Below are 25,323 nucleotides of genomic sequence, written 5' to 3' on the forward strand. Positions count from 1 at the left end.
TTGCCGCCCGCCGGCAGGCTCTGGGATAGTGGGCGCTTCCCGCCCGCATCACCTGGAGTTCCCATGAAGCTGTACAGCAAGCCCGGTGCCTGTTCCACCGCCGACCACATCGCCCTGCAGTGGACCGGCCAGCCGTTCGAGGTTGAACTGCTGAACAAGGACACCCTGAAGGGTCCGGAATTCCTCAAGATCAATCCGGCCGGTGCGGTACCCGCGCTGGTCGACGGCGACTTCGTGCTGCTGCAGAACGCCGCCATCATGGGCTATATCGCCGACAGCTATCCGCAGGCCGGCCTCGGCGGTGACGGCAGCCCGCGCCAGCGCGCCGAAGCCACCCGTTGGCTCGCCTTCGTCAATTCGGACGTGCATCCGGCCTTCTCGCCGCTGTTCGCACCAGGCAAGTTCATCGCCGACGAAAGCCAGTTCGACGCCATCCGCGCCGCTGCGCACAAACGCCTGCGTGGCCTGTTCGAAACCGCTGACAGGCAGCTGGCCGACAAGCCGTGGCTGGCCGGTTTCCGCAGTTACGCCGATCCGTACTTCTACATCACCCTGCGCTGGGCCGCTGGCACCAAGGTCGACCTGTCCGGCCTGGACAACCTGGCCGCCTACAAGGCGCGCATGGACGCCGACGCCGGCGTGCAGGCCGCACTGAAGGCCGAGGGACTGGCCTGACCCTGCATGAGGGGGAGCCGCTCGCGATGCGAGCGGCTCCGAACTGACTCCAGGGGAACGGGATCTCAGCCGATCTGGCGGATCACCTCACCCTTGGCGTCGCGCAGATAGGTCGGCACCACTTCAATGCGCAGCACGCCTGTCAGCGGATAGATCCCGCGTTCGGCACGCACGTTCGCCAACGCCTGCAATCCGGTCGCATCCAGCGCCCAGCGCGCGCTGTCGGCAGACACCTCGCCGGCTTCACCGCCCCCGGCCGCAATGAACTCCCACTGCCGTTCGCGGCTGACCAGTTCCAGCGATTTGCCATGGCGCAGGCGCAGCGGCAGCAGTTCGCACACGCTGGCGACCTGGCCGGCGCCCAGCACCAGGGTGGTGATGCCAGCCTCCTGCCGCCAATCAAGGGTTTCGATGAACAGCATGCCGGTGCTGGAGCCCTCGCGCTCGCTGCCGGCCTGCACCTGCGCGGCCAGCGCCGGATCGTCCAGCAGATTGCCGCGCTGCAGGTCACTGATCCACAGCGGCATCGCCGGCTGCAGCGTCTGCAGCACGCCGCGCGTGGACCAGCGCTTGACCGCCTCCATCTCTTCATCGGTCAAGCCGACCAGCTGCAGGAACTGCAGGTGGCCGTTGGTGGTATCACGTGCCGGCAACTGCGGATCGGCAATGAAGGCCAGGTGGCACAGCCGGGTGCCGGTCTCCAGCGCGATCGGACCGTTGGCGTTGAGGTGGTGACCATCCTCGAATACGTTGCCGCTGCCGAACACATAGCGCGCCAGGTTCTGCAGCAGGTTCATCGGCCACGCCGGCGGCGTGCTGCCTGCGCTCTCACCGTCTACGGCCGCCAGGCGGAAGGTGAGCTCGAAACCGTAGCCACTGGCGTCGGCATCGCTGCTCTCCTTGGCGTACAACTCGGAAAAGCCATAGGTGATGTAGTGCCAGTGCGGCACCGGCGCATCCGCCCAGTACACACTGATGCCATCCAGCGGATCCTGCCCACCCAGCGTGTACGGCAGCGCAGTGCCGTAATGACGCGGTTCCTGGCCTGCATACAACGGCGCCAGCGCAGCGTTGATCGCGTCCCAGCCCGGGGTGTCGGTGTCGTCGTGGTCGTCCTGCACGCGGGACTCCTTGTGGGGAAGTGAACCGGTCACTTTACGCGGTGGCTCAGGCCTGTACGACCTCGCCACCCGCGTCCACCAGCGCGGCCTGGGTTTCCTGCCACCAGCGCTGCGCCAGCGCCGGGCTGCGCGCCTTGCCCACGGCGGCCAGCAGTTCCGGGCATAGCCGCTCCAGTGCCAGTGCATCGGTGCAGCGCTCGATCTTCAGTTGCATGAAGTAGCCCTTCAGACCCAGATGGCGACGCACCGCATCGCTCATGGCCGCGTACAGGTGCTGATACAGCGCCGGGTCCTGTTCGCGGCCGCTGCTGATGCCACGCGTCGGTGGTGCCTCGGCACTGCCACCGATGGCTTCGATCAGGCCCTGCGCGACCAGTTGTTCCAGTGCATCCGGTGGTGCGCGCAGGCCTTCGAACAAGCCACGCAGTTCGTTGTCATCGCGATGGCCATCGACCATCAACAGAATCGAACGCAATGCCGCCGGCAAGCGCCGGCTGCGGTCTTCGATTTCCTGACGGCCAGCGGCCGTCTTGGCGTGCAGCAATGCCATGCATCCCCCCAATCCTCGATGCGCAATGCCAGCGCGCCCGTGCCGGGCACGCCCCCTGGTTGCCACCGTCGAAGCCTGCGCAGCTTCCCCGAAGCGCAGGCTCTGTTGCAGACCGATGACAGGGCGAGCTTAGCGCAAGTCCTGCCAGGCTTGGGTAGTGCCGGCCGCTGGCCGGCAATCCCGCACGCCGAGGTTGCCGGCCAGCGGCCGGCACTACCGGGTCAGCGCCCCAGCGCCCGGCGGATCTCCTCCAGCGCGCCGGGGTCGTCCAGCGTCGACAGGTCACCCGGGTCGCGCTGCTCCGCCAGCGCCTGCAACGAGCGCCGCAGCAGCTTGCCGGAGCGGGTCTTGGGCAATGCGTTGACCACGTGCACGTGCGCCGGGCGCGCCACCGCACCCAGTGAAGTGGTCACCGTCGCCATCATCTCGGCCACCACCGGCGCCGGATCCTCGCCATCGAGCCCCTGCTTGAGGGTGACGAACACCAGCGGCACCTGCCCCTTCAGTTCATCCTTGACCCCGATCACGGCCGCCTCGGCCACGCGTGGATGACTGGAGATGGCCTCTTCGATCTCGCGCGTGCCCAAGCGATGCCCGGCCACGTTGATCACATCGTCGGTGCGCCCGAGGATGAAGGTGTAGCCGTCGTCATCACGGATGGCCCAGTCCAGCGAACTGTACAGCAGCTCCTTGAAGTGGCTGAAGTAGCTCTGCAGGAAGCGACCGTCGTCGTTCCACACCGTGCTCATGCAGCCTGGCGGCAATGGCGGGGTCATCACCAGCACGCCTTTCTGCCCAGGTGCCACTTCCTCGCCGGTGTTCTCGTCGATCACCTTCATGCGGTAGCCGAGATTGGGGAAGCCCGGCGAGCCGAAGCGCACCGGCTTCATCTCCAGGCCCGGCAGCAGGGTCAACGCCGGCCAGCCGGTTTCGGTCTGCCAGTAGTTGTCGATGATCGGCTTGCCCAGCGCCTCGCTGATCCAGTGCGCAGTCGGCTCGTCCAGCGGCTCACCGGCCAGGAACAGGTACTTCAGTGCGCGCAGATCGTGGCGATGGATGAAGTCTGCATCGTGCTTCTTCAGCACGCGGATGGCGGTGGGCGAGGAGAACATCGTTCGCACGTTGTACTGCTCGCACAGCGCCCACCAGATGCCCGGGTCCGGGTTGGTCGGCAACCCTTCGTACAACAGCGAGGTGCAGCCGCCGATCAGCGGGCCGTACACGTTGTAGGAATGGCCGACCGCCCAACCGACATCAGAGGTGGAGAACATCACCTGGCCCGGCTTGCAGTCGAACACGGTCTCCATCGACTGTGCCATCGCCACCGCGTAACCACCCACGTCGCGCTGCACGCCTTTCGGCTTGCCGGTGGTGCCGGAGGTGTACAGCAGATAGCTCGGCTCGCTCGCCTCCAGCCACTGCACCGGCACGTCAACCTCGCCGATCTGCGCGCGCAGGGTGGCGTACTCGACATCGCGGCCCGGCACCCGCGGTTCGGCGGCGTCCAGCCCGCGCGATACGATCAGCACGTGCGGTGGCGGTGCAGTCGCCTCTGCACAGGCCGCATCGACCATCGCCTTGTACGGAATCAGCTTGCCGCCGCGCATGCCGGCATCGGCGGCAATCAGCAGTTTCGGTTTCGCATCATCGATGCGCAGCGCCAGGTTGTGCGCGGCAAAGCCGCCGAACACCACCGAATGCACCGCACCGATACGCGCGCAGGCCAGCATCGCGAACACGGCCTCGGCCATGTTCGGCATGTAGATCACCACGCGGTCACCATGACCGACGCCGAGGTGCCTGAGCACGGCAGCAAAGTCATTCACCTCGCGATACAGCTGGCGGTAGGTGATCTCGCGGGTGCTGTTGGTTTCGGTGGAAATGGCCACCAGCGCAAGCTGGTCGGCGCGCTCGGCCAGGTGGCGATCGACGGCGTTGTAGCAGAGATTGGTTTCGCCGCCGACGAACCAGCGCCGGAACGGCGGGTTGCTGTAGTCGAGCACCTGCTGCGGCGGTTTGTGCCAATGGATGCGTTTGGCTTCTTCGCCCCAGAAGGCCTCCGGCTCGTCGATCGAGCGACGGTAGGTTTCCTCGTAGTTCATGACGCAGCCCTCCCAGACAAAGTCATGGCTTCGAGGATAGTCCGGCGCTGCCGCGCGGGCCGCCCTACCTTGGTAGGGGGTGGGTTTGTTCTGCAGGGCCTGCAGCCCTGCACCCGCAAAATCAACGTCAACGTCAACGTCAACGTCAACGTCAAAAGCTGGGCTACTGGGGGATGGCGGGGTGGGTCCGGTTGCGGGAGACGCCGTAAACCCGTCCTTGGGGGCTTGGCCGCGGCATCCATGCCGCGGACACTCCCGCAACCGGACCCACCCCGCCTTCGACAGTTTTCCGCGATCTGTCGGAACGGCATTCTGCTCTGGTAGGTGTCGACCTTGGTCGACTGCTCTGGTGGGTGTCGACCTTGGTCGACACGGTAGATCCACGCCGTGCGTGGATGAATCATTCGATATCTGACAGATGTGTCGACCAAGGTCGACACCTACCAACAGCCGCGCGGAACAACGTCCACCGTTACCAACAGCCGAGTGAACCTGTCAAAGGTGGGGCGGTGTCGGAGTGCGGGGTGTCAGCCGCATGGGCCCGAGGCATGCCTCGGGCGGGTTGGGCAGGACGCCCAACCCCGGTCTTGCCGTGTGCGCAGGAACGCGCACACGAGCAAGCGGCTGCCAAGCCTACACGGACGTACTTGCGGCGTCCCCGCACTCCGACACCGCCCCGCCAACCCACGCATAGCCCGCTTTTGACGTTGACGTTGATTCTGCAGGTGCAGGGCTGCAAGCCCTGCCGCCCCACCTAGAACGGCGTCGCGGACTCGAACGCGAGTGCTTCGCCTGTCACCGGATGGGTGAACCGCAGGCTGCGCGCATGCAGATGCACCCGCTGCGCCGGCGCAGCGTCATACAGCACATCGCCAACGATGGGATGGCCAAGGCTGGCCATGTGCAGCCGCAACTGATGGCTGCGACCGGTGATCGGCTCCAGCTCCACGCGCGTGCGCTGCGCTCCGGCATCACGGGCCAGCACGCGCCAGCGCGTCAGCGCCGGCTTGCCGCGTTCGTGATCGACCATCTGCTTCGGCCGGTTCGGCCAGTCCACGATCAACGGCAGGTCCACTTCGCCGGCCTCGCCTTCGAGCAGCCCCTGCACCACCGCTTCATACCGCTTGCCGACCTGGCGCTGCTCGAACTGCCTCGACAACGCCGCCTGCATGTCCTTGCCGCGCGCATGCAGCAGCAGGCCGGAGGTCACCTGGTCCAGCCGGTGCACGGTCATTGCATCCGGGTATACCGCCTGCAGCCGTGCGACCACGCAGTCCTGGTTCTCGGCGCTGCGGCCTGGCACGGACAGCAGGCCGGCCGGCTTCTCGGCCACCAGCAGCGCGTCATCGAAGTAGTGCAGGTGGATCATGGGGTTCCGTATCCGTCCAAACAAAAACGGGGAAGCCGAAGCTTCCCCGTCTTCTACGTACCGACCGGAGCCGGTACCGCCTGCATCAGCCCAGCAGGTGGGCGACGCCGGCGCGCTCTTCTTCCAGCTCGGCCAGGGTCTTGTCGATGTACTTCTGGCTGAATTCGTCGATCGGCAGATCCTTCACCAGGGTGTACTTGCCGTTTTCGGTGGTCACCGCGAAGCCGAAGATCACGCCTTCCGGAATGCCGTAGGAGCCATCGGACGGCACGCCCATGGTGACCCACTTGCCGTTGCTGCCCAGCACCCAGTCACGCACGTGGTCGATGGCAGCGTTGGCGGCCGAAGCAGCCGAGGACGAGCCGCGGGCTTCGATGATCGCCGCGCCGCGCTTGCCGACGGTCGGGATGAAGGTGTTGGCGTTCCACTCCTGGTCGTTGATCGCATCGGCGATCGACGCACCATCGGCGGTGGCGAAACGGTAGTCCGGGTACATGGTCGGGCTGTGGTTGCCCCACACCACCAGCTTCTCCATGCCACCGACCGGCTTGCCGAGCTTGGTCGACAGCTGGCTCAGCGCGCGGTTGTGGTCCAGGCGCAGCATGGCGGTGAAGTTCTCCGGCTTCAGGTCCGGGGCCGACTTCATGGCGATGTAGGCATTGGTGTTGGCCGGGTTGCCGACCACCAGCACCTTCACGTCACGGCTGGCCACCTTGTTCAGCGCCGCGCCCTGGGCGGTGAAGATCTTGGCGTTTTCCAGCAGCAGGTCCTTGCGCTCCATGCCCGGGCCGCGCGGACGCGCGCCGACCAGCAGGGCGATGTCGGCGTCCTTGAACGCGACTTCGGCGTCGTCGGTGCCGACCATGCCGGCCAGCAGCGGGAACGCGCAGTCTTCCAGTTCCATCATCACGCCCTTCAGGGCGGCCTGGGCCTTGTCGACCGGCAGTTCCAGCAGCTGCAGGATGACCGGCTGGTCCTTGCCCAGCATCTCGCCGGAGGCGATGCGGAACAGCAGGGCATAACCGATCTGGCCGGCGGCGCCGGTCACGGCAACACGAACGGGTGCTTTCATGGGGGTTTCCTCTTGCTTGCAAGCGTTTGATGGGACGCCGCGGGCGTGGCCACGCAGGCCTGGCGGGCGGCGGGGAACAGGGAAACGGCCACCCGAGGGTGGCCGTTTCGAAGGGGGATCAGGCGGCGAGGTGCTTGTTCCACTCCGCGACGCGCTCGGCCTGGGCGGCCAGCACGGCGTCGACGTCGCCTTCCAGGGTGATCGAATGGATCACGTCGCCCTGCTTGACCGAATCGACGATGGCCTGGCCTTCCAGGACCTTGCCGAACACGGTGTGGCGGCCGTCCAGCCAATCGGTCTTGATGTGGGTGATGAAGAACTGGCTGCCGTTGGTATTCGGGCCGGCGTTGGCCATCGACAGCGAGCCGACCTCGTGCTTCACGCCGTTCTTCTCGTCTTCGAACTTGTAGCCCGGGCCACCGGTGCCACGACCCTGCGGGCAGCCGCCCTGGATCATGAAGTCGGCGATCACGCGGTGGAAGATCAGGCCGTCATAGAAACCGTGCTTGACCAGGTTCACGAAGTTGGCGACGGTCAGCGGCGCCTTGTCGGCGAACAGCTCGACCTTGATCGGGCCCTGGGTGGTGTCGAAAGTGGCGATGAGGGACATGAAGATCCTTGATGCAGAGGGGAACGCGTCTAGCCACCTAGTTTACACCGCGCCCCGTGACCAACGGGCGCCTGTTCGACCAACGCGTCGCCACGCGCCCGCGATCCCCCCGCACCGCTACGGAACGCTTTGCTGAATGCGCAAGGGGCAGCCGTTAGTACCGGCGTTGGGCCGACAACCGGGCAAAACCTGCCGGAGATCATCGGGTTACCAGCCCCGGCAGGCCCCTGAATGGGTCCCATGACCGGTGTGAAATCCACCTTTTCGCGAATCGTCAAGTTCGACGTATAATGTTGGACTTCTTTTTCCAAATCCGGCGCCGACTGGCCCCCTTTCGTATGTCCATCGAAAATCTTCGCAACATCGCCATCGTCGCCCACGTCGACCATGGCAAGACCACCCTGGTCGACCAGCTGCTGAAGCAGTCCGGCACCCTGTCCGAGCGCACCGTCCTCGCCGAGCGCGTGATGGACAGCAACGACCAGGAAAAGGAACGCGGCATCACCATCCTGGCCAAGAACACCGCCATCACCTGGGAAGACAAGAAGACCGGCATCAAGAACCGGATCAACATCGTCGACACCCCCGGCCACGCCGACTTCGGCGGTGAGGTCGAGCGCGTGCTGTCGATGGTCGACACCGTGCTGATCCTGGTCGACGCGATGGACGGCCCGATGCCGCAGACCCGCTTCGTGACCCAGAAGGCCTTTGCGATGGGCTTCAAGCCGATCGTCGTGGTCAACAAGGTCGACCGCCCGGGCTCGCGTCCGGAGTGGGTGATCGACCAGGTCTTCGACCTGTTCGACAAGCTCGGCGCCACCAATGAGCAGCTGGACTTCCCGATCGTCTACGCCTCGGCCCTGAACGGCTATGCCGGCCTGGAAGACACCGTGCGCGACGGCGACATGACCCCGCTGTACGAAGCCATCATGCAGCACGCGCCGAAGCCGGAAGTCGATCCGGAAGGCGCCTTCCAGATGCGCATCAGCCAGCTGGACTACAACAACTTCGTGGGCGTGATCGGCATCGGCCGCATCCAGCGCGGCACCCTGAAGAAGAACATGCAGGTCGCGGTGATCGACCGCGAAGGCAAGAAGCGCAACGGCAAGGTCGCGCAGGTGCTGGGCTTCCTGGGCCTGGAGCGCATCGAGCAGGACACCGCCGAAGCCGGTGACATCGTCGCCATCTCCGGTATTCCGGAGCTGACCATCTCCGACACCCTGTGCCACCCGGACACCCCGGAAGCGCTGCCGGCACTGACCGTCGACGAGCCGACCATCTCGATGACCTTCCAGGTCAACAACTCGCCGTTCGCCGGCAACAAGGACCTGTCCGGTGGCAAGTTCCTGACCAGCCGCCAGATCAAGGACCGCCTGGACCGTGAAAAGGTCCACAACGTGGCCCTGAAGGTCGAACAGCTGGAAGACGCCGACAAGTTCCTGGTCTCCGGCCGTGGCGAACTGCACCTGTCGGTGCTGATCGAGAACATGCGTCGCGAAGGCTACGAGCTGGCCGTGTCGCGCCCGGAAGTGATCATCAAGGAAATCGACGGCCAGATGATGGAGCCGATCGAGCAGCTGGTGGTGGACATCGAAGAAATCCACCAGGGCGGCGTGATGGAAAAGCTGGGCACCCGCAAGGGCCAGCTGAAGAACATGGAGCCGGACGGCAAGGGCCGCGTGCGCCTGGAATACTCGATCCCGGCCCGTGGCCTGATCGGTTTCCAGAACGAGTTCAAGACCCTCACCCAGGGTTCGGGCCTGCTGTTCCACGTGTTCGACCATTACGGTCCGAAGGAACAGGGCGCGATTGCCAAGCGCATCAACGGCGTGATGATCGCCAATGCGCCAGGCACCACGCCGGCCTACTCGCTGGGCCCGCTGCAGGAACGCGGCAAGCTGTTCGCTGCTGAAGGCGACAACGTGTATGAAGGTCAGCTGGTCGGCATCCACTCCAAGGACAACGACCTGACCGTCAACGCGATCAAGACCAAGCCGCTGACCAACATGCGCGCTTCGGGCAAGGACGATGCGATCCAGCTGACCCCGGCGATCAAGTACTCGCTGGAGCAGGCCCTGGACTTCATCGAAGACGACGAGCTGGTCGAGATCACCCCGAAGGAGATCCGCCTGCGCAAGAAGTTCCTGACCGAAAGCGACCGCAAGAAGGCTTCGCGCGGCGGCTGAGCCAGCACCCCGTGAACCAGAGCGGCTACAACCCGGATCCACACCGGCATCCGGGCCTCCACGTCATCGCCCTGCTCGAAGCGAGCAAGGCGATGCTGGCGCTGTTGGCCGCCACCGGGCTGGAAGTGCTCGGGCCGCAGCCGCTGCGGCACGGCATCATGGTCCTGATCCGGCGTTTCAGCCTGGATCCGGACCATGGCACCCTGCCCTCGCTGCTGCACATGATCAGCCCCGACGCGGTGCACCTGGCCGCGGCGGGGATGATCGGCTACGGCCTGCTGCACCTGGTCGAAGCCTGGGGATTGTGGCGGGCCAAGGCCTGGGCCTCCTGGCTGGGCTGCCTGACCGCCTCCCTGTACCTGCCCTTCGACATCTTCGCGATCATCCGCCACCCGGGCTGGCCGTCGTGGACGATCCTGGCGATCAACCTGATCGTGGTCTACGTCCTCGCCCGCGACCTGCGCAAGCGCCATCGCTGAGCAGCGGCTACACTGGGGATTGGAGCCGACCAAGCCGCCCCATGCGCCCGTCCTTGCCGCCTCTGCTGACCTGCCTGCTCGCCGCGCTGCCTGCGCTGCTTTCGGCTGGCTGCAGCCCGGCCACGCCCAGCGCGCATGCGGCCGAACCTGCGAGCCGCAACGTGCCGTTCCCGTACGCCGAAACCGATGTCGCCGATCTGCAGGCGCGGATGACCGCCGGTGAGCTGGACAGCACCACCCTGACCCAGGCCTACCTGCAGCGCATTGCGGCCCTGGACCGTACCGGGCCGCGCCTGCGCGCGGTGATCGAGCTCAACCCGGATGCCCTGAAGGAAGCCGCAGCGCGCGACCGCGAGCGTCGCGATGGCCGCCTGCGCGGGCCCCTGCATGGCATTCCACTGCTGCTGAAGGACAACATCAACGCTGCGCCGATGGCGACCAGTGCCGGCTCGCTGGCCCTGCAGGGCTTCCGCCCGGACGACGCCTACCTGGTGCGCCGGCTGCGCGACGCCGGAGCGGTGGTGCTGGGCAAGACCAATCTCAGCGAGTGGGCCAACTTCCGCGGCAACGACTCGATCTCGGGCTGGAGCGCGCGCGGTGGCCAGACCCGCAATCCCTATCGGCTCAGCCACTCGCCCTGCGGCTCCAGCAGCGGCAGTGCGGTGGCCGTGGCCGCCAACCTGGCCAGCGTGGCCATCGGCACCGAGACCGACGGCAGCATCGTCTGCCCGGCGGCGATCAACGGTGTGGTCGGCCTGAAGCCGACCGTCGGACTGGTCAGCCGCGATGGCATCATCCCGATCTCGTTCAGCCAGGACACCGCCGGGCCGATGGCACGCAGTGTCGCCGATGCGGCGGCCGTGCTGACCGCGATCGCCGGCCGCGACGACGCCGACCCGGCCACCGCGACCATGCCGGGCCGCGCGGTCTATGACTACACCGCGCGGCTGGACCCGCAGGGCCTGCGCGGCAAGCGCATCGGCCTGCTGCAGACGCCCCTGCTGAAATACCGCGGCATGCCGCCGCTGATCGACCAGGCGGCGACCGAGCTGCGTCGCGCCGGTGCCGTCGTGGTGCCGGTGGAGCTGCCCAACCAGGGCGCCTGGGCCGAGGCCGAACGCCTGGTGCTGCTGTACGAATTCAAGGCAGGGCTGGAGCGCTACTTCAGCACCCACCGCGCGCCGCTGCGCAGCCTTGCCGAACTGATCGCCTTCAACCAGGCGCACGCCAGGCAGGAGCTGGGCCTGTTCGGCCAGGAGCTGCTGGTGGAGGCCGACGCCACCGCCGGGCTGGCCGACCCGGCCTATATCCGTGCACGCAGCGAAGCGCGCCGGCTGGCCGGCCCGGAGGGCATCGATGCCGCCCTCGCCGCCCAGCAACTCGATGCCCTGGTAGCACCGACCACCGGCGTAGCCTGGCCAATCCGCAGTGAGGGGGACGACTTCCCCGGCGAGAGCTACAGTGCTGCGGCCGTGGCCGGCTATCCCAGCCTCAGCGTACCGATGGGCCAGATCGATGGCCTGCCGGTCGGCCTGCTGTTCATGGGCACCGCCTGGAGCGAGCCCAAGCTGATCGAGATGGCCTACGCCTACGAACAGCGCACCCGCGCGCGGCGGCCACCACACTTCGATACCGACGCGCTGATCGACGCCGGCGAGCCGTGATCCGGTGGTGCCGGCCGCTGGCCGGCAACCCATCATCCCGCAGATGCCGGCCAGCGCCCGGCACTACCGGTCCAAGGAATTCACCGGCACGATCGCCGCCTCGCCATCCTCCGCGCCCGGCGACCGCACATCCGCGGTCCGCGTACGCGGTCCCCGTGGCATGTCCAGCTCATCATCGTGCTGTACACGTGCGCGCACCTGCGGCAGCGACTGCGGGTGTTCGCGGGCGAGGAAATCGAGCATGCGTTCGCGCACCAGGCAGCGCAGGTCGAAGGCATCGCCGGAGCTGCGCGCACTGACCAGCAGCCGCACCTGGATCGCACGCTCGCTGGTCTCGGTCACCTGGGTCACGCAGACACGGCCATCCCACAGCGCCTCACCGCGGCAGATGCGCTCCAGCTCGGCGCGGATCGCAGCGATCGGTGCCCGGTAGTCCAGCCACAGGAAAGCCGTGCCAAGCAGGTCGGCACTGCGCCGTGTCCAGTTCTGGAACGGGTTCTCGATGAACCAGGTCAGCGGCACCACCATCCGGCGCTCATCCCAGATGCGCACCACCACGTAGCTGCTGCCGATCTCCTCGATGCGCCCCCACTCGCCCTCCACGATCACCACGTCATCGAGGCGGATCGGCTGGGTCACGGCGATCTGCAGGCCGGCGATCAGGTTGCCGAACACCGGCTTGGCCGCGATACCTGCCACCAGGCCGATCAGGCCGGCCGACGCCAGCAGCGCCGAACCGATCTTCGCCACCATGTCGAACTGCAGCAGCACCAGCGAGGCGCCGAGGACGATGATGCCGCCCATGATCACCCGGCTGAGCACACGGGTCTGGGTCTGGATGCGGCGCGCTTCCAGGTTGTCGGCTACATCGATGGGATTGCTGCGCAGGATGGCGCGCTCGATGGCACTGACACCGCGCACCAGCAGCCAGATGAAACACGCCACCAGGCTGATATGCAGCACCCGTTGCAGATTGCCCAGCAGCGGATCCTGCAATGGCGTCGCCTGCAGCGCGGGAATCAGCAGCAGCAGCGGCAATGCCGTGGCCAATGGCAGGCCGAGCACACGGCCGATGCGCGCACGGCGCCGATCGCGCCCTTTCAGCCGGTGATAGATCCACAGGATCACCCAGGCACCGATGCCGCCGATCACCAGCGCCAGTCCCAACGGCCACGCATACGCCTGCATGTGCTGCCAATGCACGCTTGCCACCTCCACTCGAACACGCGAATGGACAGGGTCGCGCATGGCGCATGAGCGTGTTGTATGCAGGGTTGGCACCCTGAACCCGCAAACGTCAACGTCAACGTCAACGTCAAAGGCGGGTTTCCTGAGGGATGGCGGGGTGGATCCGGTTGAGGGGGACGCTGCAAGTACGTCCATGTAAGCTCGGTCGCCGCATCCATGCGGCTCACGCCCCCTCAACCGGACCCACCCCGCCTTCGACAGTTTTCCGCGATCTGTCGGAACCTGCTGCTGATGGTGGGTGCCGACCGTTGGTCGGCACGGGGTCGGATCCAATTTTGAATATCGATATCTGACAGAAAAATCGTGTCGACCAAGGTCGACACCTACCAACAGCCGGCGTTGCCAGTAGATCCACGCCATGCGTGGATGAATTCATTCGATATCTGACAGATGTGCCGACCAACGGTCGGCACCCACCAACAGATCGCAGGGATCTGTCAGAGGTGGGGCGGTGTGGGTGGGCAGGACCGTTGGCGCCATGGATGGCGCCATTGAGCCCCCATGGGTGAGGGCGCTTTGCTTGCGAAGCACTGCTTCGCAAGCGCCCGAACGCACAGCCGCCAGCGGCTGGGCCGGACCCCGGAGGGGGGTTTACGGCGTGTCCTGACCACCCACACCGCCCCGCCATCCCACGGATAGCAGGCTTTTGAAGTTGCTCTGGATTGCAGCAGGTGCAGGGCTGCAAGCCCTGCCGAAAAACCCTTACCGCACCTGCTCCTGCTTGCGCACGATCGCCATCGCGATCTCCAGCGACTGCTCGTAGTTCAACCGCGGGTCCACCGTCGAACGATACGCACGCTCCAGATCGCGCTCGGTCAACTCGCGCGCGCCACCGGTGCACTCGGTCACATCCTCGCCGGTCAGCTCCAGGTGCACGCCGCCCAGGCGCGTGCCTGCGGCCGCATGCAGGTCGAACGACATCTCCACTTCGCCGCGCACGTTGTCGAAGCGACGCGTCTTGAAACCATTGGCCGTGCTCTCGGTATTGCCATGCATCGCATCGCATACCCACAGCACACGGCGACCGTCACGCTTGACCGCGTCCAGCAGCGGCGGCAGCTTCCCGGCAATCTGCGCCGCACCCATGCGATGGATGAAGCTCAGGCGGCCGGGTTCATCATGCGGGTTCAGCACATCGATCAGGCGCAGCAGCTGGTCCGGCGTCACCGACGGGCCCACCTTGATCGCGATCGGGTTGCGCACGCCGCGCAGGTACTCCACGTGCGCGCCATCGAGCGCAGCGGTGCGCATGCCGATCCACGGGTAATGCGTGCTCAGGTTCAACCAGCCCTGCTGACGCGGCACCTGGCGCGTCAGCGCCTGTTCGTAGGGCAGCAGCAGCGCTTCGTGCGAGGTGTAGAAATCGATGCGGTTGAGGTTGTGCACGCGGGCCCCGGCCAGGGTCTCCATGAAGTGCACCGCATCGCCGATCGAGGCCACCATTTTCTGGTACTCGGCGGCCAGCGGCGAGTGGCTTACCCACTCCAGGTTCCAGTACTCGGGGTGATGCAGGTCGGCGAAACCACCGTCAATCAGCGCCCGCACGAAGTTCATCGTCATCGCCGAATGCGCGTGGGCCTGCAGCATCCGCTTCGGGTCCGGCAGGCGCGCCGCCTCGGTGAACGCCGGCGCATTGATCACGTCGCCACGGTAGCTGGGCAGGGTCACGCCATCGCGGGTTTCGGTGTCGGCCGAACGCGGCTTGGCGTACTGGCCGGCGAAGCGGCCGACGCGGATCACCGGCTGGCGCAGGCCGTGCACCAGCACCAGGCTCATCTGCAGCAGCACCTTCAACCGGTTGGAAATGGTGCCCGATTCGCAGTCGCTGAAATTCTCGGCGCAGTCGCCCCCCTGCAACAGGAAGCGCTTGCCCTCCTGCGCCTCGGCCAGCTGCTGCTTCAACGCCAGGATCTCCCACGAGGTGACCAGCGGCGGCAGTCGCTTCAGCTCATGCAGGGCCGCATCCAGCGCCACCGGGTCCGGGTAGGTCGGCATCTGCAGCGCGGTCTTGCCACGCCAGCTTTCCGGCGACCACGCAGCGCCGGCAGCGGTCGCGGCAGGATCGGGAACGGGCGAAACGGCGGACAGGCTCATTGCAGACTTCCGGAGGTGGGGGACGTTCATGGTCGCAGAGCCGACCGCTGTCGCAAAGGCCCGGCCGCGCTCTGCACATGTCTGAACGCCGGGGAAAGGGCATCGCGATCGGCCAAATACCGCATGGCCGCGGCCCCCCGGACAGGCGCATGATTCGCCACGCACTGTTACGAAGTAACACTCCACATACCCCGACCGGCCCCTTCCACAGCCCATCGCCATGAAGCCCTCCCTGCTCGCTACCGGCATCACCCTCGTCCTGGCTCTGGCCAGCCTGCCCGCCTTCGCCGCTGCTGCCGACGACACCTCCGCGTCGGTCAAGGATCTGGACGCTGTGACCGTCCACGCCCAGCTCGACCAGGCCCGCAACATGCTGTCGCCGGACATCGGCAGCAGCCAGTACCAGATCACCGCCGAGGACATCCAGAAGCAGCCGCTGGGTGCCTCCGCGCCGCTCAGCCAGGTGCTGCTGCAGGCCCCGGGTGTGGTCCAGGATTCCTATGGCGGCGTGCACGTACGCGGCGACCACGCCAACCTGCAGTACCGCATCAACGGCGTGCTGCTGCCCGAGTCGATCTCCGGCTTCGGCCAGACCCTGGATGCCCGCACCATCAAGAGCATCCGCCTGATGGACGGGGCGCTGCCGGCACAGTTCGGCGAACGTACTGCTGCGGTGGTCGACATCACTACGCGCAATGGCGCCGAACTTGGCAATGGAGGCAGCGCGGGCCTCACTGCCGGCTCGTTTGGCAAGGTCAATCCGAATGCCTCGTGGTGGGGCAACCAGGGCCGCTGGAGCTGGTTCCTGACCGGCAACTACGACCAGAACGAGGTCGGCCTGGAGAATCCGACCAGCTCCCGCAAGCCGCTGCACGACGACACCCACCAGGGCAAGGCCTTCGCCGACCTGACCTACCTGGTCAACGACAACACCCGGCTGAGCGTGTTCGCCGGCTTCGCCAACAACCGCTTCCAGATCCCGGTCAATCCGGGCCAGACACCGCAGTTCGGCTATCTCGACACCACTACCACCTTCGACTCCAGCCAGCTGGATGAGACCCAGCGCGAGACCACCCGCTTCGGCATGCTGGTGCTGCAGGGCACGCTGGGTAGCACCGCCTACCAGCTCTCGGCCGGGCAGCGTTACAGCGATGTGGGATTCAACCCGGACGTGGTCGGCGACCTGGTGTTCAGCGGCGTCGCCTCACAGGTCCAGCGCAGCAACCGCGCGAACACCCTGCAGGCCGACTTCTCCACGCCGCTCGGCAACGACCACACGCTGCGCTACGGCCTGTACGGCAACTACGAGAACGCGCGGGCCAGCAACAACAGCTGGGTGTTCCCGGTCGACGACGCCGGCCAGCAGTCCAGCACTACGCCGCGGCTGATACCCGATCGCAGCGCCTTCCACGCCAGCACGCTGGCGTTGTACGTGCAGGATGAATGGAAGATCGGCGACGACTGGACCGTCAACTACGGCCTGCGCGGTGATCGCTACAAGGCGTTTGGGCGCACCGAGGGCCAGCTCAGCCCGCGCGTGGGCGTGGTCTGGAATGCCAGCGACAGCACCACCGTGCACGCCGGCTACTCCCGCTATTTCACGCCTCCGGCCAGCGAGCTGATCGCCAGCAGCGACATCGCCCTCTACGACGGCACCACCAACCAGCAGCCCAGTGGCGGCAACAACATTCCGCTGGCCGAACGCAGCGACTACTACGACATCGGTGTCTCGCAGCAGCTGGGTGAACACCTCACGCTGGGCCTGGATGCGTACGACCGACGCGTCGCACGCCTGCAGGACGAAGGCCAGTTCGGCGCCGCCTACATCTATTCCACGTTCAACTATCGTCGCGGCCACATCCGCGGCCTGGAGTTCAGTGCCGACTACAGCAACGGGCCGTTCAGCGCCTACTTCAATGCTGCCCTGAACAAGGCCATCGGTACCGACGTCATCACCGGGCAGTACAACCTGGATCCGGAGGCCCTGGCTTACGTGGCCGACCACTGGATCCACCTCGACCACGACCAGAAGCTGACGTCGTCGGGCGGCTTCAGCTACGCCTTCGCGGGCCACAACCGGATCGGTGCCAACTACGTGTTCGGCAGCGGCCTGCGCTCGGACATGGAAGGGGTGCCCAATGGCGGCGAGCTGCCGTCGTACCTGCAGGTCAATCTCAGCGCAGGCCACGACTTCAACGCCGACAGCGGCCATCCGCTGCATGTGCAGCTGGCGCTGATCAATGCACTGGATCGCAGCTACCAGCTGCGCGATGGCGGCGGCGTCGGCGTGTTCGCCCCGCAGTGGGGCCCGCGCCGCGGCGCCTACCTGAGCCTGCAGCAGGACTTCTGAGGACGGACCGTGGTAGTGCCGGCCGCTGGCCGGCATTACCTTGCTTCAGCGCTTGACCTTGCGCAGCGACACCAGCAGCGCCCACAGCGCCAGCAGCACGAACCACACCCCCGACCACATCGGCATGGTCAGGCCCAGGAAGGTCCAGTCGATGTTGCCGCAGTTGCCGGTACCGGTCAGCACCGTGCGGAACACTTCCAGCGGCCCCATGGTCTCGCGCAGGAAGCTCAGCGGCGGGCCGCAGGTCGCGCCCATCTCCGGCGGCAGCATCTGCACGTAGACGTGGCGCGCGGCGATGCCGACACCCACCGCGGCGGCGATGAAGGCCAGTACGCCATAGGTCGCGCGGCCGGGGCGGTTGGACGGCCCGTGCAGCGCGCCGATCAGGAACAGCAGGCCCAGCGCGGCGAATGCCAGGCGTTGGAAGATGCACAGCGGGCACGGTTCCAGGCCCATCTTCAACTGCAGGAAGATCGCGTAGCCCAGCAGGCCCGCACAGATCAGGAAGCCCAGGAAGAACTGGGCGCGGAAGGGCCAGCGCAGTGGATTCATCGTCAACGCTCGAATGGATCAGGCGTCAAGCGTAACCGACAGTGCACGCCATTCGAACCGCCACAGGTGACGCCTGTCGGAACGGTGTGGCTTGCGCGGCTCGCCGCGTAGCGTCCGGCAAGCCCGGAAACGCAAAAGCCCGGCAGAGGCCGGGCTTTCGCTGTGTCGCGTTGGAGCGGTCCGATTACTCGGCCACTTCCTCGGCCACGACCGGACGGTCAACCAGCTCGACGTAGGCCATCGGTGCATTGTCGCCGGCGCGGAAGCCGCACTTCAGCAGGCGCAGGTAGCCGCCCGGACGGTTCGCGTAGCGCGGGCCCAGGATGGTGAACAGGTTGCCCACGGCTTCGTTGTCGCGCAGGCGGGCGAAGGCCAGACGGCGGTTGGCGACGGAGTCGACCTTGGCCAGGGTGATCAGCGGCTCGGCAACGCGGCGCAGTTCCTTGGCCTTCGGCAGGGTGGTCTTGATCAGCTCGTGCTTGAACAGCGAGGCGGCCATGTTCTTGAACATCGCTTCGCGGTGGGCGCTGGTACGGCTGAACTTACGGCCAGACTTCTGGTGACGCATGGTGATGTTCCTTGGTTAATGATGAGGCTGTGCGGATCGTTGTCGCCATCCTGGCGTTGCTGCGCGGACTGCGGATGGTCCTGGCCGCCCGTCCTGGACGACCTGCCGCGCGAACCTGGGGTTCGTCGTGGCATGTTGTGTGGCGTTGAAGGCTCCACCGTTGCCGGTGGAGCCTCCAGGCATTACCGATATCAGCCCAGCATGCCGTGGCTGGCGACGCCGGCCGGCGGCCAGTTCTCCAGCTTCATGCCGAGGGACAGGCCGCGCTGAGCCAGCACTTCCTTGATCTCGGTGAGCGACTTCTTGCCCAGGTTCGGGGTCTTCAGCAGCTCCACTTCGGTCTTCTGGATCAGATCGCCGATGTAGTAGATGCTTTCGGCCTTCAGGCAGTTGGCCGAACGCACGGTCAGCTCCAGATCGTCGATCGGGCGCAGCAGCACCGGATCCACGCCGTTGTTGGCCGGCTTGGCCGCACCGCGGTCGCGGTGGGTGAAGTCACCGAACACCGACAGCTGGTCGCTGAGGATGTCGGCGGCGGTGCGCACGGCTTCCTCGGCGTCGATGGTGCCGTTGGTCTCGATATCGATGACCAGCTTGTCCAGGTCGGTACGCTGTTCGACGCGGGCCGCTTCCACGGCATAGGCGACGCGGCGGACCGGCGAGAACGAGGCATCCAGGACCAGGCGGCCGATGGCTCGGGTTTCTTCGTCCGGACGACGACGCGCGGCAGCCGGCTGGTAGCCGAAACCACGTTCGATCTTCAGACGCATGTTCACTGCCGTGTCCTTGGTCAGGTGGCAGATCACGTGGTCGCCGTTCAGGATCTCCACATTGTGGTCGACCTTGATGTCGGCAGCGGTGACAACGCCCGGGCCCTGCTTGGACAGGGACAGGGTGGCGCTGTCGCCGGAGTGCATACGGATGGCCACGTCCTTCAGGTTCAGCAGGACTTCGAGCACGTCCTCCTGCAGACCTTCGACCGTGGTGTACTCATGCAACACGCCGTCGATTTCGACTTCCGTGATGGCGAAGCCCGGGATGGACGACAGCAGCACGCGACGCAGGGCATTGCCCAGCGTATGCCCGTAACCCCGCTCCAAAGGTTCGATAACGACCTTTGCACGGGTGTCGGTAAGGCGTTCGATCTGCGGACCGCGAGGACGCAGAACCTGGTTGGCGGTAACCGTCATGTTGCGGGTTCTCCTAGTGAACCCCCGGCCGTCGCCGGGGGCTCTCCAATGATGAATTACTTCGAATACAGCTCGACGATCAGCGCTTCGTTGATGTCCGCAGGCAGATCCGAACGATCCGGAACAGCCTTGAAGATGCCGGTGAACTTGCCGGAATCCACTTCAACCCACGACGGGCTCAGGTCATGCTGGGCGGCGACGGTCAGGGCTTCCTGAACGCGCAGCTGCTTGGCAGCCTTTTCAGACAGAGCGATGGCATCGCCAGCCTTGACCTGGTACGAAGCCAGGTTGACCGACTTGCCATTCACGGTGACGCCGCGGTGCGACACCAGCTGACGGGCAGCCGGACGGGTCACGGCGAAGCCCATGCGGTAGACGACGTTGTCCAGGCGGGTTTCCAGCAGCTGCAGCAGGTTCTCGCCGGTGTTGCCCTTCTTGGTCGAGGCCTTCTTGTAGTAGTTGCGGAACTGACGCTCCAGCAGGCCGTAGATACGCTTGACCTTCTGCTTTTCACGCAGCTGGGTGGCGTAGTCGGACAGCTTGCCCTTGCGGGCAGTGGCGCCGTGCTGGCCGGGCTTCTGCTCCAGCTTGCACTTCGAGTCCAGCGCGCGCGCCGGGCTCTTCAGGGACAGGTCGGCGCCTTCGCGACGGGCGAGCTTACAGGTAGGACCGATATAACGAGCCATTTCTTATCGCTCCCTTTAGACGCGACGCTTCTTCGGCGGACGGCACCCGTTGTGCGGGATAGGCGTCACGTCGATGATGTTGGTGATCTTGTAGCCGACGTTGTTCAACGAACGCACGGCCGACTCACGGCCCGGACCCGGGCCCTTGATGCGGACTTCCAGCGACTTCACGCCGTAGTCCAGCGCAGCACGACCGGCCTTTTCAGCAGCCACCTGGGCAGCGAACGGGGTCGACTTGCGCGAACCGCGGAAGCCAGCGCCACCGGAGGTCGCCCACGACAGAGCGTTGCCCTGGCGGTCGGTGATGGTGACGATGGTGTTGTTGAACGAAGCGTGGACGTGGGCAACGCCGTCGGTGACGACGCGCTTGATCTTCTTCTTGGTCTTAGCAGCGGGCTTAGCCATTTCTCAGTCCCTTACTTCTTGATCGCCTTGCGCGGACCCTTGCGGGTGCGGGCGTTGGTACGGGTGCGCTGGCCACGCAGCGGGAGGCCACGACGGTGACGCAGGCCGCGGTAGCAGCCCAGGTCCATCAGGCGCTTGATCGCGATACCGATTTCACGGCGCAGATCGCCTTCCACGATGTACTTGCCGACTTCGGCGCGCAGGCGCTCGATTTCCGGCTCCGACAGATCGCGGATCTTGGTGGTCGAAGCAACGCCTGCGACTTCGCAGACCTTCTTCGAACGGGTACGGCCGATGCCGTAAATGCTTTGCAACCCGACCCAGACGTGCTTCTGGGCTGGCAGGTTGACGCCTGCAATACGCGCCATGACGCGGTTCTCCAGCTGAGTGATGGCCGACAGCGCGCCTCGGGCACGCCAATCCGGCAGGATGGATCAAAAAAGTGAACTAGCGATACTAACAAGGTTCCGGTTTACATGGAAGCCCGTGAAACCATTGGTTTCATGAGCCCGGCCTGGGGAGTGTGCCCAGGCTCCGGCGCCGGATAGGGTTGGACCTGGGGTTTCCCCCGGGACCGCCCGCGCTACTCCAGCGCGGGACCACCTCATCACACCCCCACCCGGAACCGCTGCGGGGGCCGCCCTTCGTTTGTGTGGCCGGAGTCCGCGAAGCGGAGGGACCATCACGTCAGGAAGACGAAAGTATAACAGGCCTATCAGCCGCGGGCAAAACCGCCGCGGTTGCCGCCCTTCAGGTTGGCCTTCTTCAGCAGGCTCTCGTACTGGTGCGACATCAGGTGCGCCTGCACCTGGGCGATGAAGTCCATCACCACCACCACCACGATCAGCAGCGAAGTACCGCCGAAGTAGAACGAGGCGTTCAGCTGCGTGCGCATCAGTTCCGGCAGCAGGCAGACGATCACCAGGTACGCCGAGCCGGCCGCGGTCAGGCGGGTCAGCACGCCGTCGATGTAGTCGGCGGTCGCCTTGCCCGGACGGATGCCCGGGATCAGTGCGCCCGACTTCTTCAGGTTGTCGGCGGTTTCCTGCGAGTTGAACACCAGCGCGGTATAGAAGAACGCGAAACCGGTGATCAGCGCGGCGAACACGATCATGTGCAGCGGCTCGCCCGGGCCCAGGGCATTGGCGACCTTCTGCAGGATCTGGCCGAAGCTGCTCTGGTTGGCGGCCTGGCCGGACCACATGGCCAGGGTGGCCGGGAAGGCCAGCAGGCTCGAGGCGAAGATCGCCGGGATGACGCCGGCCATGTTGAGCTTCAGCGGCAGGAACGAGGTCTGGTTCATGTACGCGTTGCGACCGCCCTGGCGGCGCGCGTAGTTGACCGTGATCCGGCGTTGGCCACGCTCGACGAACACCACGAAGAAGGTGAAAGCGAGCACGACGATGGCGATCAGCAGCAGCTGGATGAACTGGATGTTGCCGTCGCGGTAGGCGTCGAAGGTGTGGATGACCGCACCCGGCAGGCCGGCCACGATACCGGCGAAGATGATCAGCGACACGCCGTTGCCGATGCCGCGCTCGGTGACCTGTTCACCGACCCACATCAGGAACATGGTACCGGCGGTCAGCGCGACCACGGCGGTGAGCACGAAGCCCATGCCCGGTGCGTACACGACCGGAGCGCCCGACGGCGAGACCTGGCCCTGCAGGGCCAGCGCGATCGAGCCGCCCTGCACCACTGCCAGCAGCACGGCGCCGATGCGCGAATACTGGGTGATCTTGCGGCGACCGGACTCACCTTCCTTCTGCATCGCCTTCAGGGCGGGGAAGATGTGCACGGCCAGCTGCATCACGATCGATGCCGAAATGTACGGCATCACGTTCAGCGCAAAAATGCTGAAACGGTGCAGGGCGCCGCCCGAGAACATGTTGAACATGTCCACGATGCCGCCGCCCTGCTGTTGCATCATGGCAAGCATGGCATCGGGATTGACGCCCGGCACCGGCACGTAGCAGCCGATGCGATAGACGATCAAAGCCCCGACGACGAACAGCAAACGTTGGCGAAGTTCAGTGAACTTGCCCATTCCGCCCGCGAGGTTACCGATGCCAGCTTGCGCCATGATTTTCTTACTCCGTTACGCTGCCGCCGGCAGCTTCGATTGCGGCCTTGGCGCCAGCCGTGGCAGCAATACCCTTCAGGGTGAACGCCTTGGTCACTTCGCCCTTGACGACGACCTTGGCCTTCTTTGCGGTGCTCGGGACCAGCTTGGCAGCACGCAGGGCGGCGAAGTCGATCTCACCGGCCGGCAGCTTGTCCAGCGCGTACAGCAGCACTTCAGCGGTGTCCTTGGCGATCGGCGAACGGAAGCCGATCTTCGGCAGACGACGCTGCATGGGGGTCTGGCCGCCTTCGAAGCCAGCCTTGATCTTGCCGCCACCCTTACGGGCGAACGAACCCTTGTGGCCGCGGCCGGCAGTCTTGCCCAGGCCCGAGCCGATACCGCGACCGACGCGGGTGCGCTCGGTGCGGGCGCCCGGTGCCGGGCTCAGTTCATTGAGACGCAGAGTCATGATCGATTACTCCTCAACCTTGACGAGGTAGTGAACGGTGTTGATCAGGCCGCGAACCTGCGGGCTGTCCTTCAGTTCACGCACATCGTTGAGCTTGTTCAGGCCCAGGGCACGCACCGACAGGCGGTGACGCGACTGGGTGCCACGCAGGCCACGCACCAGGCGGACCTTCACAGTCTTGTTGGACTCATTAGCCATGGTTGAGTTCCTCCACCTTCTTGCCACGCTTGGCCGCGATGCGGGCCGGCGACTGCGCAGCAGCCAGGCCCTTCACGGTGGCGCGCACCAGATTGATCGGGTTGCGCGAACCGGTGGCCTTGGCCAGCACGTTCTTCACGCCAACCGCTTCCAGCACGGCGCGCATGGCACCGCCGGCGATGACGCCGGTACCTTCCGAAGCCGGCTGCATGAACACGCGGGCTGCGCCGTGACCATCCTTGATGGTGTGCCACAGGGTGCCGTTGTTCAGGTCAACGCTGACCAGGTTCTTGCGCGCCTGCTCCATCGACTTCTGGATGGCGACCGGCACTTCGCGGGCCTTGCCATAACCGAAACCGACCTTGCCTTCGCCGTCGCCGACCACGGTCAGGGCGGTGAAGGTGAACTGGCGGCCACCCTTGACGGTCTTGCTGACGCGGTTGACCGCGACCAGCTTTTCGATCATGCCGTCGTCGATCTTCTCTTCGCGGTTACGGTCGCGATCGCGACCCCGCTGCTGACGCTCTTCTGCCATGTTGATTCCTTGGTTGTTTGGGTATGTACGGCTCGAGGCCGCTTATGGTTGTGGAGTGACGCGTTGTTCCGGTGGACCGCTGCAGAAGAGCGGCGCCGTCCAGCCTCACTCAGGCTGGCGAGCAGGCAGGCAGGAGGCCATCGGCCCCCTGCCCTTGTCCCTTAGAACTGCAGGCCGGCTTCGCGGGCGGCTTCTGCCAGGGCCTTGATGCGGCCGTGGTAGCGGTAGCCCGAACGATCGAAGGCAACCTTCTCGATGCCGGCGGCCTTGGCGCGCTCGGCAACGATGCGGCCGACCTTGGCAGCGGCATCGGCGTTCTTGCCGTTCTTCAGGCCTTCCTTGACGTCGGTCTGGGTGGTGTTGGCGGCAGCCAGCACCTTCGAACCGTCAGCGGTGAAGACCTGGGCGTACAGGTGCTGGCCGGTGCGCAGCACCGACAGGCGGGCGACGCCGAGCTCACGGATGTGGGCACGGGTCGACTTGGCGCGACGCAGGCGGGCGATGTTCTTGTTCATTTTGATTATTCCTTGAAAGCTGAAGGTTGGGCTTTTCCCTGAGGAGTCCGCACAAGGATGTGCGGGCTCTTGCGAGGGACTCGCGCTTACGCCTTCTTGGCTTCCTTACGGATGATGACTTCGTCGGAGTACTTCACGCCCTTGCCCTTGTACGGCTCCGGCTTGCGGAACGCACGGATCTTGGCGGCGACTTCACCGACGACCTGCTTGTCAGCGCCCTGGACCAGGATCTCGGTCTGGGTCGGGGTGGAGATGGTGATGCCTTCCGGCGCCACGAACACGACCGGATGCGAGAAACCGAGCGACAGGCTCAGGTCCTTGCCCTGCATGGCAGCACGGTAACCCACGCCGACCAGCTCCAGCTTGCGCTCGAAGCCTTCGGACACGCCCTTGACCATGTTGGCCAGGATCGCGCGCACGGTACCGGTCAGCGCGACCAGGTCGGCGTTCTCGGTGCTCAGGGTGGCAACGCCGCTGTCGACGTTGATGGCAATACCGGCCGGCTTGACCAGCGACAGGGTGCCCTTCGGGCCCTTGACGGTGACCGATTCGGCCTGGACGTTCAGTTCAACCTTGCCCAGGGTGACGGGCTTCTTGGCTACGCGGGACATAGTTCTACT

At 65.7% G+C, this 25,323-nt stretch carries 25 protein-coding genes; 5 read left to right on the forward strand and 20 right to left on the reverse strand.

Translation table 11 applies throughout. From position 1 onward, the window contains the following. Positions 1–63: 63 nt before the first annotated feature. The gene (locus AC5P7U_RS14295; protein ID WP_008265997.1) at positions 64–675 is read left to right on the forward strand and encodes a glutathione S-transferase N-terminal domain-containing protein; all 612 of its coding nucleotides are present in this window, start codon (positions 64–66) and stop codon (positions 673–675) included. Positions 676–740: 65 nt separating this feature from the next. Here the strand turns inward: AC5P7U_RS14295 and AC5P7U_RS14300 are convergent, their stop codons facing one another. From AC5P7U_RS14300 to AC5P7U_RS14325, 6 genes are all read right to left on the reverse strand, one after another. Next, complete coding sequence (locus tag AC5P7U_RS14300; RefSeq protein ID WP_308309367.1) at positions 741–1,796, reverse strand: suppressor of fused domain protein; 1,056 nt, start codon at positions 1,794–1,796, stop codon at positions 741–743. Between the two features lie 46 nt (positions 1,797–1,842). Next, a complete protein-coding gene (locus AC5P7U_RS14305; RefSeq protein WP_308309366.1) occupies positions 1,843–2,346 on the reverse strand; it encodes a hypothetical protein in 504 nt (167 codons plus the stop codon). A gap of 221 nt (positions 2,347–2,567) precedes the next feature. Beyond that, positions 2,568–4,448, reverse strand: a complete 1,881-nt coding sequence (gene prpE, locus AC5P7U_RS14310) for a propionate--CoA ligase (RefSeq protein WP_197565144.1) — start codon at positions 4,446–4,448, stop codon at positions 2,568–2,570. Positions 4,449–5,202: 754 nt separating this feature from the next. Then, positions 5,203–5,817, reverse strand: coding sequence for an RluA family pseudouridine synthase (locus AC5P7U_RS14315; protein WP_308309486.1), 615 nt, complete (start codon positions 5,815–5,817; stop codon positions 5,203–5,205). Positions 5,818–5,902: 85 nt separating this feature from the next. Next, positions 5,903–6,889 carry a malate dehydrogenase gene (locus AC5P7U_RS14320; RefSeq protein ID WP_481458446.1) on the reverse strand — a complete coding sequence of 329 codons (987 nt, stop codon included), beginning with the start codon at positions 6,887–6,889 and terminating at the stop codon, positions 5,903–5,905. Positions 6,890–7,007: 118 nt separating this feature from the next. Further along, positions 7,008–7,499 carry a peptidylprolyl isomerase gene (locus AC5P7U_RS14325; protein ID WP_004153629.1) on the reverse strand — a complete coding sequence of 164 codons (492 nt, stop codon included), beginning with the start codon at positions 7,497–7,499 and terminating at the stop codon, positions 7,008–7,010. Positions 7,500–7,837: 338 nt separating this feature from the next. Here AC5P7U_RS14325 and typA point away from each other — a divergent pair, with 338 nt between their 5' ends. Genes typA through AC5P7U_RS14340 form a run of 3 tightly spaced genes read left to right on the forward strand, consistent with a single transcriptional unit; the run spans position 7,838 to position 11,828 of the window. Next, a complete protein-coding gene (gene typA, locus AC5P7U_RS14330; RefSeq protein WP_049456418.1) occupies positions 7,838–9,685 on the forward strand; it encodes a translational GTPase TypA in 1,848 nt (615 codons plus the stop codon). Positions 9,686–9,696: 11 nt separating this feature from the next. Then, positions 9,697–10,164, forward strand: coding sequence for a DUF2127 domain-containing protein (locus AC5P7U_RS14335; RefSeq protein ID WP_005415426.1), 468 nt, complete (start codon positions 9,697–9,699; stop codon positions 10,162–10,164). A gap of 41 nt (positions 10,165–10,205) precedes the next feature. Next, entirely contained in the window at positions 10,206–11,828 is a 1,623-nt protein-coding gene (locus AC5P7U_RS14340) for an amidase (RefSeq protein WP_197564995.1), read from the forward strand. 63 nt (positions 11,829–11,891) lie between these two features. On the opposite strand, the gene AC5P7U_RS14345 is transcribed toward AC5P7U_RS14340, so the two are convergent. Further along, positions 11,892–13,076, reverse strand: a complete 1,185-nt coding sequence (locus AC5P7U_RS14345) for a mechanosensitive ion channel family protein (RefSeq protein WP_495221226.1) — start codon at positions 13,074–13,076, stop codon at positions 11,892–11,894. Positions 13,077–13,778: 702 nt separating this feature from the next. After that, complete coding sequence (locus AC5P7U_RS14350; RefSeq protein ID WP_049457545.1) at positions 13,779–15,170, reverse strand: class II 3-deoxy-7-phosphoheptulonate synthase; 1,392 nt, start codon at positions 15,168–15,170, stop codon at positions 13,779–13,781. A 220-nt stretch (positions 15,171–15,390) separates the two neighbouring features. Between AC5P7U_RS14350 and AC5P7U_RS14355 the strand changes: the two genes are divergently transcribed. Beyond that, complete coding sequence (locus tag AC5P7U_RS14355) at positions 15,391–17,520, forward strand: TonB-dependent receptor (protein WP_004154505.1); 2,130 nt, start codon at positions 15,391–15,393, stop codon at positions 17,518–17,520. Positions 17,521–17,565: 45 nt separating this feature from the next. Here the strand turns inward: AC5P7U_RS14355 and AC5P7U_RS14360 are convergent, their stop codons facing one another. The 12 genes from AC5P7U_RS14360 to rplF form a co-directional block, all read right to left on the reverse strand. Further along, positions 17,566–18,072: a disulfide bond formation protein B gene (locus AC5P7U_RS14360; protein WP_004154504.1), complete on the reverse strand. Its 507-nt coding sequence runs from the start codon at positions 18,070–18,072 to the stop codon at positions 17,566–17,568. A 184-nt stretch (positions 18,073–18,256) separates the two neighbouring features. Next, positions 18,257–18,640, reverse strand: coding sequence for a 50S ribosomal protein L17 (gene rplQ, locus AC5P7U_RS14365; protein WP_005408217.1), 384 nt, complete (start codon positions 18,638–18,640; stop codon positions 18,257–18,259). A 191-nt stretch (positions 18,641–18,831) separates the two neighbouring features. Next, positions 18,832–19,830 carry a DNA-directed RNA polymerase subunit alpha gene (locus AC5P7U_RS14370; RefSeq protein ID WP_004145453.1) on the reverse strand — a complete coding sequence of 333 codons (999 nt, stop codon included), beginning with the start codon at positions 19,828–19,830 and terminating at the stop codon, positions 18,832–18,834. A gap of 56 nt (positions 19,831–19,886) precedes the next feature. Then, positions 19,887–20,516, reverse strand: coding sequence for a 30S ribosomal protein S4 (gene rpsD / locus AC5P7U_RS14375; RefSeq protein WP_004145446.1), 630 nt, complete (start codon positions 20,514–20,516; stop codon positions 19,887–19,889). A 15-nt stretch (positions 20,517–20,531) separates the two neighbouring features. Continuing rightward, positions 20,532–20,921, reverse strand: a complete 390-nt coding sequence (rpsK, locus tag AC5P7U_RS14380) for a 30S ribosomal protein S11 (protein WP_004145443.1) — start codon at positions 20,919–20,921, stop codon at positions 20,532–20,534. 11 nt (positions 20,922–20,932) lie between these two features. Beyond that, positions 20,933–21,289 (reverse strand): 30S ribosomal protein S13, encoded by a 357-nt coding sequence (gene rpsM / locus AC5P7U_RS14385; protein WP_004154500.1) that lies wholly within the window; start codon positions 21,287–21,289, stop codon positions 20,933–20,935. A gap of 347 nt (positions 21,290–21,636) precedes the next feature. Then, entirely contained in the window at positions 21,637–23,004 is a 1,368-nt protein-coding gene (secY, locus tag AC5P7U_RS14390; RefSeq protein WP_004154499.1) for a preprotein translocase subunit SecY, read from the reverse strand. Positions 23,005–23,011: 7 nt separating this feature from the next. Next, the gene (gene rplO, locus AC5P7U_RS14395; RefSeq protein WP_004154498.1) at positions 23,012–23,455 is read right to left on the reverse strand and encodes a 50S ribosomal protein L15; all 444 of its coding nucleotides are present in this window, start codon (positions 23,453–23,455) and stop codon (positions 23,012–23,014) included. 6 nt (positions 23,456–23,461) lie between these two features. After that, positions 23,462–23,653 (reverse strand): 50S ribosomal protein L30, encoded by a 192-nt coding sequence (gene rpmD / locus AC5P7U_RS14400; RefSeq protein WP_004154497.1) that lies wholly within the window; start codon positions 23,651–23,653, stop codon positions 23,462–23,464. After that, on the reverse strand, positions 23,646–24,188 hold the full coding sequence (gene rpsE / locus AC5P7U_RS14405) for a 30S ribosomal protein S5 (protein ID WP_004154496.1): 543 nt from the start codon (positions 24,186–24,188) through the stop codon (positions 23,646–23,648). Before rpsE ends, rpmD begins: the two co-directional genes overlap by 8 nt. Positions 24,189–24,349: 161 nt before the next feature. After that, positions 24,350–24,709: a 50S ribosomal protein L18 gene (gene rplR / locus AC5P7U_RS14410; RefSeq protein ID WP_197564053.1), complete on the reverse strand. Its 360-nt coding sequence runs from the start codon at positions 24,707–24,709 to the stop codon at positions 24,350–24,352. 80 nt (positions 24,710–24,789) lie between these two features. Continuing rightward, positions 24,790–25,314: a 50S ribosomal protein L6 gene (gene rplF, locus AC5P7U_RS14415; protein WP_197564051.1), complete on the reverse strand. Its 525-nt coding sequence runs from the start codon at positions 25,312–25,314 to the stop codon at positions 24,790–24,792. Positions 25,315–25,323 lie beyond the last annotated feature (9 nt).

It is taken from the genome of Stenotrophomonas sp. YJH_SMC_57 (genome assembly GCF_059369755.1).

Coding starts and splice junctions, on each gene's coding strand:
- AC5P7U_RS14325 (WP_004153629.1), bottom strand. CDS start 7,499: ATGTCCCTCATCGCCACTTTCGACACCACCCAGGGCCCGATCAAGGTC.
- secY (WP_004154499.1), bottom strand. CDS start 23,004: ATGGCGCAAGCTGGCATCGGTAACCTCGCGGGCGGAATGGGCAAGTTC.
- AC5P7U_RS14295 (WP_008265997.1), top strand. CDS start 64: ATGAAGCTGTACAGCAAGCCCGGTGCCTGTTCCACCGCCGACCACATC.
- AC5P7U_RS14350 (WP_049457545.1), bottom strand. CDS start 15,170: ATGAGCCTGTCCGCCGTTTCGCCCGTTCCCGATCCTGCCGCGACCGCT.
- rpsM (WP_004154500.1), bottom strand. CDS start 21,289: ATGGCGCGTATTGCAGGCGTCAACCTGCCAGCCCAGAAGCACGTCTGG.
- AC5P7U_RS14305 (WP_308309366.1), bottom strand. CDS start 2,346: ATGGCATTGCTGCACGCCAAGACGGCCGCTGGCCGTCAGGAAATCGAA.
- AC5P7U_RS14360 (WP_004154504.1), bottom strand. CDS start 18,072: ATGAATCCACTGCGCTGGCCCTTCCGCGCCCAGTTCTTCCTGGGCTTC.
- AC5P7U_RS14355 (WP_004154505.1), top strand. CDS start 15,391: ATGAAGCCCTCCCTGCTCGCTACCGGCATCACCCTCGTCCTGGCTCTG.
- rplF (WP_197564051.1), bottom strand. CDS start 25,314: ATGTCCCGCGTAGCCAAGAAGCCCGTCACCCTGGGCAAGGTTGAACTG.
- AC5P7U_RS14370 (WP_004145453.1), bottom strand. CDS start 19,830: ATGACGGTTACCGCCAACCAGGTTCTGCGTCCTCGCGGTCCGCAGATC.
- AC5P7U_RS14315 (WP_308309486.1), bottom strand. CDS start 5,817: ATGATCCACCTGCACTACTTCGATGACGCGCTGCTGGTGGCCGAGAAG.
- AC5P7U_RS14345 (WP_495221226.1), bottom strand. CDS start 13,076: ATGCGCGACCCTGTCCATTCGCGTGTTCGAGTGGAGGTGGCAAGCGTG.
- rpsE (WP_004154496.1), bottom strand. CDS start 24,188: ATGGCAGAAGAGCGTCAGCAGCGGGGTCGCGATCGCGACCGTAACCGC.
- AC5P7U_RS14340 (WP_197564995.1), top strand. CDS start 10,206: ATGCGCCCGTCCTTGCCGCCTCTGCTGACCTGCCTGCTCGCCGCGCTG.
- rplO (WP_004154498.1), bottom strand. CDS start 23,455: ATGACTCTGCGTCTCAATGAACTGAGCCCGGCACCGGGCGCCCGCACC.
- prpE (WP_197565144.1), bottom strand. CDS start 4,448: ATGAACTACGAGGAAACCTACCGTCGCTCGATCGACGAGCCGGAGGCC.
- typA (WP_049456418.1), top strand. CDS start 7,838: ATGTCCATCGAAAATCTTCGCAACATCGCCATCGTCGCCCACGTCGAC.
- rpsK (WP_004145443.1), bottom strand. CDS start 20,921: ATGGCTAAGCCCGCTGCTAAGACCAAGAAGAAGATCAAGCGCGTCGTC.
- AC5P7U_RS14320 (WP_481458446.1), bottom strand. CDS start 6,889: ATGAAAGCACCCGTTCGTGTTGCCGTGACCGGCGCCGCCGGCCAGATC.
- rpsD (WP_004145446.1), bottom strand. CDS start 20,516: ATGGCTCGTTATATCGGTCCTACCTGTAAGCTCGCCCGTCGCGAAGGC.
- rplQ (WP_005408217.1), bottom strand. CDS start 18,640: ATGCGTCACCAGAAGTCTGGCCGTAAGTTCAGCCGTACCAGCGCCCAC.
- rpmD (WP_004154497.1), bottom strand. CDS start 23,653: ATGGCTAATGAGTCCAACAAGACTGTGAAGGTCCGCCTGGTGCGTGGC.